The 16,674-nt window shown below is 38.8% G+C and carries 15 protein-coding genes; 3 read left to right on the top strand and 12 right to left on the bottom strand.

Features of this window, described 5'->3' with window-relative positions:
* Positions 1–10: 10 nt before the first annotated feature.
* The gene (locus tag R8269_RS18830; RefSeq protein ID WP_025574269.1) at positions 11–829 is read right to left on the bottom strand and encodes a hypothetical protein; all 819 of its coding nucleotides are present in this window, start codon (positions 827–829) and stop codon (positions 11–13) included.
* Between the two features lie 123 nt (positions 830–952).
* Between R8269_RS18830 and R8269_RS18825 the strand changes: the two genes are divergently transcribed.
* Complete coding sequence (locus R8269_RS18825) at positions 953–2,131, top strand: helix-turn-helix domain-containing protein (RefSeq protein ID WP_318222618.1); 1,179 nt, start codon at positions 953–955, stop codon at positions 2,129–2,131.
* A gap of 340 nt (positions 2,132–2,471) precedes the next feature.
* Here R8269_RS18825 and R8269_RS18820 read toward each other — a convergent pair whose 3' ends face one another.
* Together R8269_RS18820 and R8269_RS18815 are read right to left on the bottom strand one after the other, a co-directional pair.
* A complete protein-coding gene (locus tag R8269_RS18820) occupies positions 2,472–3,245 on the bottom strand; it encodes a hypothetical protein (RefSeq protein ID WP_318222617.1) in 774 nt (257 codons plus the stop codon).
* Positions 3,242–3,898 carry a hypothetical protein gene (locus tag R8269_RS18815; RefSeq protein ID WP_318222616.1) on the bottom strand — a complete coding sequence of 219 codons (657 nt, stop codon included), beginning with the start codon at positions 3,896–3,898 and terminating at the stop codon, positions 3,242–3,244. The genes R8269_RS18820 and R8269_RS18815 overlap by 4 nt, the downstream gene beginning before the upstream one ends.
* A gap of 509 nt (positions 3,899–4,407) precedes the next feature.
* Between R8269_RS18815 and R8269_RS18810 the strand changes: the two genes are divergently transcribed.
* On the top strand, positions 4,408–4,821 hold the full coding sequence (locus tag R8269_RS18810; protein ID WP_318222615.1) for a S24 family peptidase: 414 nt from the start codon (positions 4,408–4,410) through the stop codon (positions 4,819–4,821).
* A complete protein-coding gene (locus R8269_RS18805) occupies positions 4,821–6,077 on the top strand; it encodes a Y-family DNA polymerase (RefSeq protein ID WP_140162634.1) in 1,257 nt (418 codons plus the stop codon). Before R8269_RS18810 ends, R8269_RS18805 begins: the two co-directional genes overlap by 1 nt.
* Before the next feature lie 203 nt (positions 6,078–6,280).
* On the opposite strand, the gene R8269_RS18800 is transcribed toward R8269_RS18805, so the two are convergent.
* The 9 genes from R8269_RS18800 to R8269_RS18755 all read right to left on the bottom strand — a co-directional run bounded on the left by R8269_RS18800 (position 6,281) and on the right by R8269_RS18755 (position 16,579).
* The gene (locus R8269_RS18800; protein WP_318222614.1) at positions 6,281–7,381 is read right to left on the bottom strand and encodes a reverse transcriptase domain-containing protein; all 1,101 of its coding nucleotides are present in this window, start codon (positions 7,379–7,381) and stop codon (positions 6,281–6,283) included.
* A 175-nt stretch (positions 7,382–7,556) separates the two neighbouring features.
* Positions 7,557–9,674, bottom strand: a complete 2,118-nt coding sequence (locus R8269_RS18795) for a retron Eco8 family effector endonuclease (RefSeq protein WP_318222613.1) — start codon at positions 9,672–9,674, stop codon at positions 7,557–7,559.
* Between the two features lie 147 nt (positions 9,675–9,821).
* Positions 9,822–10,622 (bottom strand): TIGR02391 family protein, encoded by an 801-nt coding sequence (locus tag R8269_RS18790; protein ID WP_318222612.1) that lies wholly within the window; start codon positions 10,620–10,622, stop codon positions 9,822–9,824.
* Positions 10,623–11,898: 1,276 nt separating this feature from the next.
* Positions 11,899–12,540, bottom strand: a complete 642-nt coding sequence (locus R8269_RS18785) for a hypothetical protein (protein ID WP_017635391.1) — start codon at positions 12,538–12,540, stop codon at positions 11,899–11,901.
* A gap of 157 nt (positions 12,541–12,697) precedes the next feature.
* Entirely contained in the window at positions 12,698–13,501 is an 804-nt protein-coding gene (locus tag R8269_RS18780) for a DUF2971 domain-containing protein (RefSeq protein ID WP_215810246.1), read from the bottom strand.
* Positions 13,502–13,645: 144 nt separating this feature from the next.
* Positions 13,646–14,104 (bottom strand): GNAT family N-acetyltransferase, encoded by a 459-nt coding sequence (locus R8269_RS18770; protein ID WP_054577362.1) that lies wholly within the window; start codon positions 14,102–14,104, stop codon positions 13,646–13,648.
* A 155-nt stretch (positions 14,105–14,259) separates the two neighbouring features.
* Positions 14,260–15,093, bottom strand: coding sequence for a HEPN domain-containing protein (locus tag R8269_RS18765; RefSeq protein ID WP_054577361.1), 834 nt, complete (start codon positions 15,091–15,093; stop codon positions 14,260–14,262).
* A 153-nt stretch (positions 15,094–15,246) separates the two neighbouring features.
* Complete coding sequence (locus R8269_RS18760) at positions 15,247–16,047, bottom strand: restriction endonuclease (RefSeq protein ID WP_258644129.1); 801 nt, start codon at positions 16,045–16,047, stop codon at positions 15,247–15,249.
* 196 nt (positions 16,048–16,243) lie between these two features.
* A complete protein-coding gene (locus R8269_RS18755) occupies positions 16,244–16,579 on the bottom strand; it encodes a TonB family protein (RefSeq protein WP_054577394.1) in 336 nt (111 codons plus the stop codon).
* Between the last annotated feature and the right edge of the window lie 95 nt (positions 16,580–16,674).

Below are 16,674 nucleotides of genomic sequence, written 5' to 3'. Positions count from 1 at the left end.
GTTGATTGCTCTATATCTGTTCAGATAAATGCTGTTCTAAGCGGCCTTCGAGACGGTACCTCTCTGCCATTGAGAACTCATATTCTTGTTGTAACCTTTGGTTTTGCTCCATGAGTTGATGAGCTTGAATTTCTAGCTGTCGATTCATGACATTAAGCTCAGTTATCACTCTCTGATTTTCAGCATCTCTGTCTTGTAAGCTTTCAATTTCTATCTGACATTGCTCTAGTTGCATGAGCTGAGCTTTAGCCTCAAAAAGTTCTTCCATCTTTGCTTGAGACTCAATCGCCTTCCCTTCCAATACTACTAACTGGCCCCTCAACTCATCGATGAGTTCACCACTCTCTATCAACTTAAGTGATAGCATTGATTTTTCATCTTCGTCTTGAGCAGATTTTTCAGCTAGGGCATTGTTAATTTCTTCCTGTATCTGCCGCCAAATACTTTTAATATCAATTTGAATCGAACCCATTAGTTTTTGAGAAAAATCTTGCGGAACTGGCTCTGACGGCAGGTTTGGAGAATGGAACTCCCAGTACGCTTCATAAGCCGCTCTAGATTTATTGAACTTACCGCCGACCGCTTCATTCAATTGGGTCATGTTTTCAATTGGGTCCCCTGAGTTTTCACCCTCTTTCATTGCTTTGTAGTAATCTGAAAATGGCTTTCCTTTTTTGGGGCTATACCCCAACAATTTCAGTTTCTCTAAAAACGATGCTTCCATCAGCAAGTAAGTTTGGTCAGTCTGTTCGGTATGTCCGTCAGTAAGTAAGTTACTTATAGTCTGCTCGCTGACTGACATTGTTTGGTTGTAATTTTGTTTTTTCATTTTTGTTTTTCGACTTATGTGTTGAACATGACTTCACTTTAGAATCTCTGTATCCTGCACAAAACAACCAAATAACCACATAACCCTATTGACATGAGATATAAAGAACTAGAAACCGAGTTAATGTCCAACCTTGAAAAACTCAAAGCTAGTGCATCTCACAAAGGGTTTAACCTCCTCAAAAAGAAGTGTCACAAGAGTTCGGGAATTCTGGTTTCAACAGCATTTTCTCAACCACAATTGTCAGCCCATTATTCAAGCTTAATTTCAGATACCATTCCTTTTTGCAGGAAATATGAAGGCCTGAAGCCACAAAGTGTTGAAGAGTTAATACGCTACTGTGGTGGACTAAGCACAGCTATAAATAACATCCAATATGCTTACGAATTCGAATTACCGATGAGGGTGGAAGTAGATGATGATTTAGAGTTCTTACTTTTTTCGTTAGAAAGCGTTTTGCTAAAAGCAAGGAGTGCAACTAACCAAACTAAAAAATGGATACCTTTTGAAATCGCTCAAGAGCAAGGTCGATTAAATCTTTTTGAGTCCCAATACAAAACTCGTTTGCCTATGTGTGCTGTTTGTTGGAAACGGACATTTTCATCCAGTTACTATTGTAAAGAGCACCATTCCATTCACAACAAAAAAGCGTACAACTCGGCCGTACGAAAGGTTCTATCATTTACGGAAAGACACTCTTCTAATTCAGAGTTAAAAGATTTTTCCAATGCATATAGAAAGAAGAACGGAAAGCAAAGAGGCCTAGCTGCTAAGTTGTTCAGCATGGTGAACGATAGCATCCCAGCGGTAGTTGATGTTCTCAGTTATCAAACCGATGAACACTGGGAGTCATATGCCGAATCGATAATTCTCTATGCTAAAAATAACTACCCTACTAGCTTTCATCGCTTACAACAGAGCGATAATTTAACTCAATTCTCCAATTTTAATTCTCTTCTACGTTGGGGATTCATAGTTATCGAAAGCCTCGATGACTCGGAGGGTGAATCTTCACGATGGGAAGCTTCTGAAGAATTAAATCATTTCAATAACGGTCAATTGAGGTTTGCTATTCTGAGCATTTTAGCGAGGTATGAAGCTACGCAGCGCATATATCGGCCGTTGAAGTCGGGTCCTATGAAAGGCTATGGTGCAGACGTGGAGCGCAGAGAAATTTTGCGTGTACTCTACCGTAAGCAGTTAGAAGATAACGGACGAGTCAACTTATCCCAAATTGCCAGAGAAATGGGACTCTCTAGGCAAAGAGTGAGTGTGTTGGTGAAAGAGCTTCAGTTAATGTAAAAAGTGCATTTGTTCAGTTTATATATATAACCTAACAAAAATGCACTTTTCTGAATGCACAAGCAACAAGTGCTTGTGCTGACCTATAGTCCGACCAATCAAGCTTAACCTCGCTAACTCGAAAGTGGACAAAAACGACTCAGAATAGATACCCTACAGCCCCCATCCTAGAGCTACGATATCAAATTCACTTCATGCAGGTTTTTATAAAGTACATGCAAAGTAAGATTTACCCTGAGGTACATACTTCCCTTCTTTGTTAGACCACGTAACCTAAGAAATATAGGACAAGTTCGAATGGACTTAGAACTGTGCATAGCGTGGGGAAGCACAAGCGAAACTACGTTAATGGCGGCGGCGGTGGTGGCGGCGGCGGTGGCGGCGGCGGTGGCGGCGGCGGCGGTGGCGGCGGCGGTGGCGGCGGTGGCGGTGGCGGCGGTGGCGGTGATTCCTTCCTTTCAGGTCTTCCTTCAGTGCGATCAATTTCAAGTTTTGAGTCACTTTCTTTCTCTTTTTCTGCTTCTTTTCTTGCTTTCTCCCTCTTCTCTTGTATTTCCTTCACCTTTTGAACGCTTTGGGTTTGGATGGTTATAGTGCCTTCCACTGCACTTTGACTTGCCTCAGTCGCAGACTGAATATAAGTCTGATTGCTAAGAGCAATTGCACGAACGATAGCATTCACAGCATTTAGCTCTTTTATCAGTTGCCTCGTGGTTTGCTCCCGTTGAATTTGTTTAGCATCCTTGCCATTGCTATTAGCATGCTTGATTAGTTCGTTTGTCAGTTTGGACATTTCTGCAAATGACGCAGCGGCTTCAACTGCTTTGAGTGCTGCTTTTTTATTTACTTCCATAGAGCCTAGTTGATTAAGTATTGCCTCCGATGCAGAGCGAGACATTTCGACAAGCGCTTTATCTCGAGCACGTTCAAGCTTCGCCAACTTATCGCTCCATGTTTCTGGGTACAGATTTTTATAAATTTTTTGTCGATGAGCTATGTTATCCTGAAGATCTTTTTGATATTTTCGCCATTCCTTCTCAACAACATCAGGTAGCGCTGTAACAGGCATCAGTACCAATACGACAAATAAAAAGACAAAATGGAATCGCATCATAATTCACTTAGAGCTTTATCAATTTTCGCCAACTCAACTTGTATGGTTTTGAGTTGATTCTCTATCTTAGAGTTAGATAATTGCATAGCCTCGGACTCACGACCCATAATCGAATTCAGCCCTTTTAATTTCAAAGTCAACGTATCTATCTGAGCCTCCAACTCCTCTAGCAGAACAGCATTATAGGTAGCCAATTTCATGGTTTGCAAAACGTTAACTCGCGTATCCGATATTTCTTCATCTAGGGACGCGAGTGCTTCTTCAACTCTTGCAATTTTTTGAGCTTCTTCAAAGTGCTTAAGCACCGTTTCCAACTTCTCAATGGTAGGACTGACTCGCCGATCACGGTCTTGATAGTAGAAGAGTGACCCCATTCGCTCTCGAGCAGAAAACCACGTTAAGTTTCTCTTTACAATGTCGGCTTTCGAAAAGCCGATGAAATATTCCGTATGATTAAACTCGTCAACTAATATGACAACACTATTGTCTTTTGCTCTAGCTACGAATGCTTCATCTCCTGACAGTACAGATAAGGCGTCTTCGAATTCCTCTACATAGTCTTCCTGATCATTTATAAAAGAATTGTAACTACAGCCAGATAAATAGACTAAAACAAGAGTCCCAACGAAATTGGTAGTGAGCGGCTTAATCATTTCAATTCGCCATCGTGGTTAGATATAAATTTAAGGTTAGGACAAAAGACAGGTTGTTCCATTTTTGGGTATGCCTTTCTGTTGATTTGCATAACCATGCGCACGAAAGTGACTCGTCCAAAATACCGTTTGCGGGAGATCCCTTTCATCCCTTCTGTGATGAATACAAGTACCATTTTCATGGAAGGGTTCGCTACTGAGTAATAGCATTAACAAAGAATGGGGGCATAAATGCTTCAGCCAGACTCTCAGTATCAAAACTCTACAATAGCAATCGACGACTAACCTGAAGCGTAAAGAAAGTCCCTTTACACCCTACCCTCTTTTCAAGCATTTTTATCGGTGTATGTATATGAAATTGGCGAATTATGCACGATAGGTAGCTCTACTGCCGACCCGATACATCCTAAACACTTAGTAGGATAAGTGCGTTATTTTCTCTCTAATGCCCTTGACGATCAAACTGTTTAGCCCCAAAATAACTGTATATATGTACAGCTATCTTAATTATGAAAGTTATCCCTATCTTAGCAAGCGCTGGTATTACAGGCTTTGAAAGCCCTGCTGCTGAATACAGACAACTGGGAATGAGCCTTGATGAACTGCTAGTTGAGCATCCAAGTGCTACATTCATCGGACAAGCAATGGGGGAATCTATGCAAGAGATTGGCATTTTTGATGGTGACTTGTTGATTGTAGATCGTCACGTTGCCGTCCAAAACCTTGATGTAATCGTGGCCAATTATAATGGTGAGTTCGTTTGTAAAATGCTAGATATGACACGTCGATCACTCTTATCTGCAAATAAAGCAATGATGCCTATCTGTATTCATGCTCAAGATACATTTTCGATTGAAGGTGTAGTGATTCGATCTATCCGTTGTCACCGCCCAAGCTATTTACTCTTATCTCGTAGAAAATAATGTTTGCCCTAGTTGATGCTAATTCCTTTTATTGTAGTGCTGAACAAGTTTTTAGACCCGAGTGGAGAGGTAAGCCCGTAATCGTTCTGTCGAATAATGATGGCTGTGTCGTTGCAGCTAATCGTCAGGCTAAAGAAGCAGGTATAGCAAAGTTTAAACCTTACTTTGAAGTCAAAGCATTGTGTGAGTTGAAAGGTGTAATTGCTCTATCATCTAATTATGAACTTTACGCAGATTTGTCGTCCAAAATGATGGATGTTATCGGGCGGTTTGCGCCTGAGCAATATGTATACTCCATTGATGAATCATTTCTTTCCTTTCATCGCTGCTTTCCTGCCATTAAAGACTTACGAGAACATGGCTCTTTAATCCGACGAGCCGTTTGGAAAGAGTGTCGATTACCAGTATGTATAGGTATGGGAACAACGCTAACCCTCGCCAAAATTGCCAATCATGCAGCTAAAAAAATTCAAGGCTGTAAGGGCGTTTGCGTTATCGACAATGAACATCAGCGTACCTCTATATTAAAGCAGCTAGAAGTTGGTGATGTATGGGGAGTGGGCAAAAAAATATCAACACGATTAAAACATATGGGGATTAACTCGGCTTATGATTTGTCTCAGTATGCCCCAGAACAAGCACGTCGGGAATTTTCAGTAGAAATTGAAAGAACCGTTCGTGAATTAAATGGTGTCGCTTGCAAGGGCTGGGACACAGCTAGAGCTGATAAAAAGCAGATTTACTCAACTCGTAGTGTTGGAACAAGAATCACCGACCTTGAACTACTGAAGCAAGCACTAAGTAAACACGCCGCTATAGCAGCACGTAAAGCACGAAATCAAAAGTCGCTGTGTAAAGCTATGCTCTGTTTTGCTTCCAACTCCCCATTTGATGATAAACCTCAGAGCTTCCGTATAGTTCATCATTTTGCATATCCAACTGCTGACTCAATGCAGTTGGTCAAAATTGCTACGAAGGCAGCAACACAATTGTTCAAACCAGGTGTACGTTATTACAAAATTGGCATCGGTTTGATCGATCTAGTTAATGGGCAGCACGAACAATTAGATCTGTTAAATCAAACTCCGAGTAATGATAAGTTAATGAAAGTGTTTGATAGTCTTAATAATCGGTATGGCACTGATACGCTTTTTGTTGGTTCCCAAGGCATAGAGCAGAAATGGAGCATGCGGAGAGAAATGCTTACTCCGCAATATACAACCAACTGGCTAGATATACCTAAAGTAAGGTGTTAACAGTTCAATTCTTAACAAAGGTGTATTTTCTGTGAGCTGCGTTAGTACACCTTTGGACATTTTCGTGTTACGAATAGGATCAATATGCATTCGACTCGGATGAAAAAATATATGGATAACATCTATACTCATGTTCAATGTTACGGAACCACTACAAGGACTGCAACAGGCGTTAGCTATTAAGCTAGCGCCTTTATCTTTAACTATTTTATATTGGACTCGAAAACACGAACTAACTCTTTTACTTTGACAATACAGTTATTGGCTACACATCCGTATTTTTCATTGTATTTAATCAAGGAAACCAAATATGACCGATAACCTTTTATCTTATTTTGTAACTGGTCATCAGAGTACTGGTTGTAGAAGTTTATGTTTTCGCCGTATGTTATTTTAAATTTGTTATAGTTCAACTGAAAAATACTCTCCATGATATAGACAGAATCTCTATTTTTTCTTAAAAGTGCAGATAGTTTTTTTAAGTGTTTTAGTTTTTTATTAGAGAGTCTAATTGAACCAATGGGATCTTGTTTGTAAACATTAAAGAACAGGTTTTTCTTTAACTTGGTATTCTGAATTACATACCCATTAAGCGATATAGTATTCTCTACTGCCTTTCTTTTTCTTTTTTTTAACTTAAGAGAAAGAGTGGAGACAAATATAGAGATGTCTCTTTCAAACTGCTCAGAATGGAGGTATCGACTCTTGCTCGATGAAAAAAGCATATCATCTGCATATCTACTGTATACAATCCCTTTATCTTCACACAGTTTCTGGATCAAAATATCGATTCTTCTAAAAATTATATTAGAAACGACAGGGGAAGATGAAAAGCCAATAGGAAGTATTTCTTTTCCTTTTATGTCATCATCGTCGAAATTATTATTAACTTTGTGAGTAATAGACATATAAGCAATGTCTAATGCCGAGTATTTTGCACCTTTTTTGTCATCACTGAAGTACTGACTCAGGAGGTTTTTAACTTCCAACACAGATATGGAGTGGAAAAACTTCTTTATATCGAGTCTTAAAAAGTAATAACCACTGATGTGTGGTCTTAGAAAGTCATAATAAGACTTACCAGGGACAAAACCGCAAGCAGAAGAGTTTACAGGAATCTTGGATAGAACAAACCTTGTAATTCTATCATTTACGATTTTGTGATCAGAATCTTTTAATATCTCGAAAAATATATCAGCCCCAGACTTTCGTTCAATGACACTGGTAGAAAAATCATCTAATAGTGCTACATTACCTTTTAGAATGGCGTTATTAAAGAATTCATCACTAACTTTTTTATTCATTATATTGCTTCAACCCGATACAAAAGAACACTATTACACCGTAGGTGTGTACTATCAGACACATTAATCAGCGCGACCAGATTAGTAACTATTGGGACTGTACTCAAAGTTACTGGAAGACGAACTCCCAGAAACAAAGAGAGGGAGGGGCAAGCCCTCAGATACTCGTGAAAACTCATATCTCCCCTCTACTATCGGGTTGAAGCATACGAATAATATCATAAAGCTCAGGGAAGTAAACCTTGAAGGTACTTCCAAATGTCTGATTCTTATGCAAAGATTGAGTTTCTATATATTCAACGGCATAGTTAATAAAGTTAGTTGTCCATCCGTCTGTTTTCTCGAGATCTTTATTTTTAACAGTGGCTTGCTCTAGTAAACCCATTAGCAATTTAGCGTGTCTAGATGTGTATCTTAGGTTTCCGTTTACTTTATTACCTTTTTGCATGGTTTGTTTGTACGCTTCAACATTAAAGTGACTATAGTCAGTAAGAGCTTTAGACTTTCCATTGAAAATAACTCGTATATAATCAATTAACATATCTTCGGTTATGAACTTACTATTATTAATCCTAATTATAATTGATTGAGTATTAGTGCCATACTTTTTGTCTAACCAACCATATAGAACCTCAGCACTGCTTTTCTGAATTAGACATCCTTCCAAAGTTGTTCTATTAATGTAGATATTTTTTTCCAATAAGCGTTTTTTTACGGCGGAAAAAATTTTATCAAAATCACTTTCCTTTAAGAAATCTTGTTTTGTAGGATCAACCTTAAGATTCTTTTTATCACACGACAATAAATATTTAACATTCTTCATTTTGTCTTTTTGTTTTTTACTAAATCCGAGTTTGTATTTATTAAACTCAGCCTCTAAAGTCTTCTTCCAGAAGTTAAAATAATTACCGTTTTTTTGTAGTTTCAATTCAAAACTATTCGGTTGACCTTTAACTGATATAGCCTTATCAGCATCAAAGAGAAACATGTAGGGGATCGCGGAGTTAGAGTAAGAAGGGTTAACTCTCTCCCCAATGACATTACTACTACTCTTATATATATCGATATTTCTTAGATGTGGAAAGTGCTCTGATAGCCTCATATTGCCAAATACTTCTAATTCGCTTTCCCCCTCAACAAATAGAATATAATCACTAAAAAATAATCTAGCTTCATTATCGCTAAATGTGTTAATAAAGCTTTCACTATCATACGTTGAATTTAGAGTATGAATCGATGTTGTTGAGTCACTTCTCTTTTGAAAACAAAATACTCGTTGATAATCACGAAATTTCTTGATTATCTCTTTTACAATATTTGGTGAATGCGTAGTCAAAAACACTCTTGGTCTTGTTACTTTATGATCACGACCGTTATTGTACTTATAGCTGTTATAGATATCGTGAATTAACACCTCATTCATTTTTGGATGAAGCCCAAGCTCAGGTTCGTCAATAAATACAAACGGTGTTATATACTCCCTTCGCGAAATTGTAATTAATATTTTTAAAAACGTCTTAATGAAATGAAATGAATTTGTACCATCTGAGTGATATTTAAGATCATTTTCATCTATCTCAAATCGATATCCTTTTAAGCCCGCCTTAATATAGCTTAATAATTTTTCTTTTTGTGTGCTCGGTTTGGTAGAAATCGTGCTATTTAGTTCGGATATATAGTTTTTATATGAACTTTCACCATCAGCGTTAATGGACTTGTCAAAAAAGTCAATTATAGTTTGATCATCTATTTTTGACAGATTGAATGACTTCAATCGTGATATAAGATCCCATAAGCTATCCCATTCATGTAGATCCATATGCCTAGGTTCAATATGGAAAAAAGGGAAAAGGTATAAAATCAGATTTAGCGTCTGCTTATCATTTGTTGACCACTTTACCTTTCCATCGTTATATATATTCAACGTTAACGTATAAGTAGTATGGTCGTTATCGTATCGCATCAATGTAAACATACTTCGTTTATGCAATGGAACGAGTTTTCTAATGATGAATGCGAAATACGTGTTGGTTGGTTGCTTCCTAGCGATTCTAAAGATTCTAGTCATATCAAAGGTTATTGATATCGAACCTTTATATGAATAGTTTGAGTTGAGCTTGGGCGGCAACTCTTCTTTTCCTTCTAATTTGTTGTAAAAAAACTTTAAGACTTTAAGTAAATTAGATTTACCTACATTGTTCCTACCAACAATACAGTTCATATCATTCAAGTTATTGACGACCAGTTCATCGAATGATAGTAAATTAGTAATTTTGATTGCTTGTACAGTCATAATACACTCGAATATATTTTTATTCACTATATCATGATCTTAGAGCTTTTTCTCCACTCAAGAACCTATACAAAGGGAATTTAGGCGCTAGAGAATAATGTATCAATAGTGGGCGGGGGATTTTTGTTCTATGAGTCCAAAGTGAATTTATACTTTCACAGCAATATCCAATTTCCTATGTATGAATGATGTGGTAGACAAAACATCTAAGGCATCTTGTTCGCTCATTACCCAGTACATTTTGGGTGCATGAGCAACTGGGTTGCGCACTGCCCCAAAAAGTCCAACAAGCATATTGCTAAAGCCTTTCTGTTCGCTTATTTCTGTTTCTGTAGTTAAAGAGTTGATTTTTAGTACAGGATTTTTAACAGAAAATGCTGTATTTACGAGTTCAGCACCATCAGTTGTTAATAGGGACATATCCCGAATTCTTTGCGCTATACCTTTTATGGCTTCTAGAACTGCATGAAAGTAGTTTTCATCGAGTAATTCAGCACGGCAATACTTAAACACTTCAGTGTGAGCACCTCTATCTTCAAGCTTTACTCTTAGCGCTCCAGCTCTCTCTCTTGCTCCTTTAAGGGTCGTCTCTTTGTCTGTTCGGATAGTTTTTCCATCCTCTCGGACATGAAAACCAGAGAAAGACAGAACCACATTCAGCTCAGACCGACGCCATTCAAATTTTTCTTTATCACGAGCATAGTTAACAGGATTCAATGCACGATTAATAAACATAATTAGATGGTTACCAACTTGATACGTATTTTGAGCACTAACTAAAGCGTTAAACAACCTCTTCCATTTGGTCATCGTTGGGCTGATATCAAGGATTTTGCAATCCTGAATTAAATATCCTAACTCTGCTCCTGTTAAGCCTCTTTCAGTGTCAGCAAGCACTCGGCAAGCTGCCTCTAAAGTTTGTGCATTGAATGGTTCAATTCGTTCCATGACTTTGTCTGTATAATTTCATTTGATCAACTTGTTTTATAATCTGCTATTAGGAAAAGTAGGTCAAGAACTGGCGCGAGAGATTAGTCATAGATCTGGAGCTAGCGCATTTTGGGGCATAGGCTCGTTACAGCGGCCGAGGACGCAATTACTAAGTGTTTCTTAGAGCTGGAAAGCAACCGAGAAGGATACCTTTCTAGTTGCCAGGACAAAAAGGGGCAAAGACTTATAAGCTAGTGGCTTGCACATTTACCCACTACTCTAAATAAGTTGTTTCAATTAACCTATAGCCGTAAGGCAGTTAACTAGCTAGCTCATTTCGGGGCAGAGCTTGTCACAGTTACAGCGGACGCAACAACTAAAGAATTGCTTTGAGTTGGAAAGCAACTGGTAATGGTTTCTTACTTGTTGCCAGCACGAAATGGGGCAAGAGCTACCGCTTTAAAAAGCTTGGGCGCTATCTTAAAAAGTATCTCGAAGCCTGAGCTAGTTCCACAAACTTGAATTGCTCCTCTTGAGCACATTTTGCTCTGAGAGGCTATTCGGTGAAGAGCCGAAACAAAAATAAGCAAAAATAGTGATTTAAATCACAATTAAGAGTTATTTTCCGCTGTTCCCCTCAATGTTCCCCCAGGGGGTGACATAAAGAAAAAAGAACCTATAAAACAGTATCTTATGGTAAAACCGTGAATCCCTCTTGAACAGTTTGTTAGGCTATTGACCCTCTGAGATTCTCACATACGTCCCATTGAAGGTGACATTTAACCCGCCACAACCGTTGTCTTTGCTAACTACGAGGGTATCTTGATCTAACAAAACTTGGAGAGTACAGCCGTCAACGTCATAGTCTATTTGATTACCTTTTAACGTTACAACTCCGTCGATTTCTCCAAAATTCACAAGGCCAGAAGAAGAGTCACCTACCCAAACTGATGTGCCAGATAGTTCGTATGTGTTCGAACCCACCTTAGTTAAGTCAATAAAGGCAGTGTCAGTATCCAATTGATCATTGTTATACCGCTCATAATGCCCCTGAAAACTAGGAACGACTGATGCATATACAAGCGATGAAATAAGCAACATACTTAGAGCTACGCAAACTGTTTTCAAGCTCAAATTCTCCTCAATAGCCTAACGCCCTGTTAAGGTGTGAGCAACGCAATACCGAAGTTCCCGCATGCCACCTTAAACACTAAACACAACGCATAGTGAAAATGCCACGCGTTGCGAATCACTCTTAAACAGTTTGTTATACGATTTTACCCAATAGCTAACACTATGATATGCCGAACAATTTATCTAGCCCGATAGATAACGCCCAACCAATTATTGCACCGATTACCCCACCAACCGTTAATCCTAACAACTGATTTTTTAGCTTTGCTTTCTCCCGAAGATCATGAGTAAGTATACTAATGTGTTCAGATTGCTCATCTAGTTTCAATGACTGATTAGTAATTTGGTTAGAAAGCATATTGATTAATGCAGAATCGACACCTAAGCCAAGTTGATTAAGCAACGTTTTTTCTGGCATTAACATAGGTTTACCGTCTTTGATAATGAAAGCTCTACCATCAGACAAGGCTAATGATTCAGATTGGTACACTTTTAATAAGTAAACTGTCTGGAATCTTGGAGTATGCTCTTCGATGTCGTGTGGGACATTTGTGAGGCGCTCGACCGCATCTCTAATTAGTTCCGGAGATACGTTTTGGAACCCAGAGCCTAGACCAAATTCAGAGTATGCGCCAACCAGAATACATCCACCATTTGTATTACTTAAACCAGCGATATATTCCGAAAGAGACTTTCCCGAGATTGATGCTGGTAATATAAATGTAGAGACACTGTCAGTATTCGCTAGAAACTCTGTAGCCCAATCCTGTTTTGAAGTATCTAATTCTGGTATTTTTTCCATTTCTGCTAAGAATCTCTCATGCTTCAAATTAAATCGTATAACGCCCAATTAAGGGGTGAGCAACGCTACCACGAAATTCAACCATACCACCGTAATCACATAACCCAACGATGGAATGAAAAATGCCAAGCGTTGGGAATCCCTCTTAAATTGTTTGTTATGTGCGTAGCCCAAGCTCTTCAGCTTTCAGTGACGATGTATAAAAAAACTCCTCGAACTCAACTTTAAAGCTAACTTCACTGCGTTTACCTCGCCAAAATCTAACCGTTGGATTCTGTCCTTGTAAAATTAAACAGATAATTTCGATCATATCTGGATTAATATTTGGGCCAAAGTAAACACCTGTCAGTGCCTCTCTTGGGTATGTATATGCCGTCCCAGCTTCGTTATGAATACAACGCCACTCTCTTTCATACTTCCAAGATGTTGACTTCGTACAGTAAAGTTCAAGTACATCTGAGCGATCGTTTATGCCATAAGTACTTAACGCATTTAGCTTTGGAAGTTCATCGACATATTTAACTTTATTGGCTTTTGAGAACAATTCATTGTCTGTAGCAAACTCAAGGCAAAAACCAGTATATTTATCGGAATAATGAGCCCACATTAACAACTCATCATTTACTTCAGAAAAACACGATACACCTCGGTTTTCGATAAACTTATCTATTACTTGTTCATTTGCTTCTCTCGTTGCTCTCATTAACATGGGGCGCAACTCTTCTGTTGGTGTCGACGCAAGTTTGTCGAGTACATGGGCAGGCCAAGGCTTAGTTAAAAAGATGCTTTTGAGCTGTTCGAGCTCTTCTGTCGAAGGCTCTTCAACTTGAGCCTTAATAGCGCAATCATAGGGATCATTGAAACCCGATGGAGGAGCGAAATACACCGTTTGAGTTTTTAGATTCAATAGTGACTGCACACTAACAGATTCATATTTATATAATTTTTCTGGAATACTCATTTTTACTCCTAGCACATAACGCCCTGTTAAGGGGTGAGCAACGCAATACCGATGCCGCCGCATACCACCTTAAACACTAAAACCAACGCATAGTGAAAATGCCACGCGTTGCGAATCCCTCTTGAACAGTTTGTTATGTGCGTGCTAATTGAGGTACTTTTGCCAATGCTGCTGCCCTTTCAAAACTACTCTGTAATCTTCGTAGTCCAATGAGCTGTAGAGCTTTTTAGCTGCAAAATTATCATCACCGACCTCTAATGTGATTTTGAGGTAATCATTATCACGACAATACTGTTCGATACCGTTCAGTTGCGCCTTGCCAACACCCTTACCACGAAAGTTGTCCGACACCATAAAATCATGGATATTCATCACTCTTTGCGCACGATAAGTTGAGAACGATTCAAAGCAAACTGCAAAACCAGCAGGCTTATTGTCGACAAAACTGATAAATCCGTGGAAATAAGGCAACGCAAATAGCTGAGCAATTACTGAGAGATCTAGTTCAACTGAGAATCCAGATAGATACTCTTTGAACAGAGTCTCGAATATACTTTTGCCCTCAATGCTTTCTGTTTCAATACGCCTGATTGTGATTTCCATATTCATTTCCACCAAAGCACATAACGCCGCATTAAGGTGTGAACAACGCGACCACAAAACTTAACCATGCCACCGTAAACACAATACTCAACGATGGAATGAAAAATGCCAAGCGTTGAGAATCACTCTTAAATGCTTTGTTATGCCTCTAATATTTATGGCACAAGCTCATTTTCTTTAGGTAGTGCTTTATGTAATACAGTTTGACGAATAAGATCTCGCAGAATCTCAGCTGAAACACCCACAGATTGTGCAAGATCGCCTTTAGTCTTTGAGCCATGGACTGCAGATGACCTTGAATTATATAATTTTTTTACCTGTTCAAATTTTTCCTTTCGTAAATCACTATCATTAGGATGAAGAAAACGTGCTATATAAAGGCTAATTCGAAACCTAATTTCAGAGGTAGCCCCAAACATCCCCTCAATACCAGCCCATAGAACAGCCATCTGTATTCTTGGCATGGAGTGCCACCTATAAGATGCTAAACAATGTACAGCCGTTTGAAATTTATCATTATCCAATAGTAATCGAGCGTCATGAAAGTGATTTATAACCCATTCAGTGTCTTCGGCACTCAACTGATACGGTAAAGCTTGAGTTAAACCTTTAAAGTATAGGTTCGTCGCACGCAGATTAGTTTTTTCAGAGATTAGACTTGCTTCCGAACTCGATTGAAGATTAAACCCTATCTCAGAGTTGAAGATAGCACTAAGTAGAAGTATATCCCACGAAGAGTTCCAAGCTTTAATTGCTAGATCTTTTTGTGTAGCCGCTTTTATTTCAAGCTGAGCAGTAATCCTAGGGATAAATGCTGCAACAACAGCTATGTCATCCGCTTGCGAGCATGCTGAAAGCGCTGTATTAAAATCAAGGTGCGATGTGTCTGCGGGCATCAACTTCATACTATCGGAAAGTAATATATCTGAGCTAACTTCTATGCCATTGAGCAGTATGTAAGTTTTTTGTTCTATTTCATGTTGTTTCATCTATCTATTCCTGATGCACTCGGAGGCATAACGCTGCGTTAAGTGGTGAACAACGCAGCCCCCCAACCTAAACTATTGTGCCGTAAACACTAAAGCTGATTCAAACCAAAAATGCCGAGCGTTGTGAATCCGTCTTAAACGCTTTGTTATGTGCTACGTTCGTTGTACGATTTTGCCTAAATAGCGCTCAGCCTCACTGATGACATTTTTTACGATATACCTAGCTAGCAACCGTATTTCATCTGCGTGTCGCGTTGTATAAAGCGAGTACTTTATTGTCACACCCTTGATTTTTATTAAGGGACATTCTCCTCCAGATATTTGGATGTATGCATCTTTATATTCGACATACTGTTCATAGTTACCATCAGGTTTAGAACGATCTATATTTTTAACAATATCTTCGCTTGTTGCTATTAATTGGTGTTTTGAGTCGATAACTCGAACACTATTAGCGTGTTCAAAGATAGAAAGAACCGTTTGGTCATAATTTTTTCTGAACCACTCGATATCAACCAAAGGCTCTATAACCGGTGTACTGACGTGATAGAATTTAAAATCTGTAAGGATAGATGTATAGCAACGTTGTGATTCTATGATTGATTCAACAGAAAAAAGTTGAATCCCTTTAGATTCAGCATACGTTATAGCCCCTTTTTGATATGAACTTGAACAGACAAAAACACCTATGCTACCGGGAACGTCCTGAACTACACCATAGAAATCACGAATTTTGGAAATGGAAACCTTAGATTTATAATCTTTGCATTCAACTAAAACTATTTGCTTCACCCCAGCAACAGTCGTGTGCCAGAGCAAATCAATTTGATGCTTCTGACCAGAGGCTCCTTGCACTTTCTGATTGTGCCTGATGTCGATTTTTTGCTCATCCTCTAGTAACATTTCTTCGTAAAGAGATTGAACTAAAAGCTCAAACTTAATACCACACTTCATTATTTCTTTCCCAGAGTACGCCACAAAACTAATATTACTACATACTCAAGGTGCATTTAACCTCGTTGCACATAACGCCCTGCTAAGGGGTGAGCAACGCAATACAAAAGCCGCCGCATACCACCTTAAGCACTAAAATCAACGCATAGCAAAAATGCCACGCGTTGCGAATCCCTCTTAAGCAGTTTGTTATGTGTCAAATTTTAAACTCGAACTTAGCTTTTTTAGGGCCAGTTTCCCCTTTTTCGGAAGGCGCATACTTCCGTTTTGATAATATTCGCACAGCTTCAGCATCGAATACTCCTTTAGGTACAGAATCAGTAACTATTATGTCAATCACATCACCCTGACTATTAATATTAAACGTGAGTACAACAGTACCGACTAATTTGTTTTTCCTTGAACCTTTATGATTCCTAGGCGATACACTGTCCCGAGCTTTGTGTTCTCGATAATTTGGGGAACTAGCACTTTCAATTAAACCAGCACAGCCAGACAATAATGCCGCTATAAATAATATTAAAATCTTCATACTTAATCTTTGACAACATAACGCCCTGTTAAGGGGTGAGCAACGCAATACAAAAGCCGCCGCATACCACCTTAAACACTAAAACCAACGTGTAG

Source organism: Vibrio sp. Vb0667, from assembly GCF_033391095.1.
The sequence above is the reverse complement of the archived record's forward strand: the minus strand, read 5'-3'. Positions and strand labels throughout refer to the sequence as shown.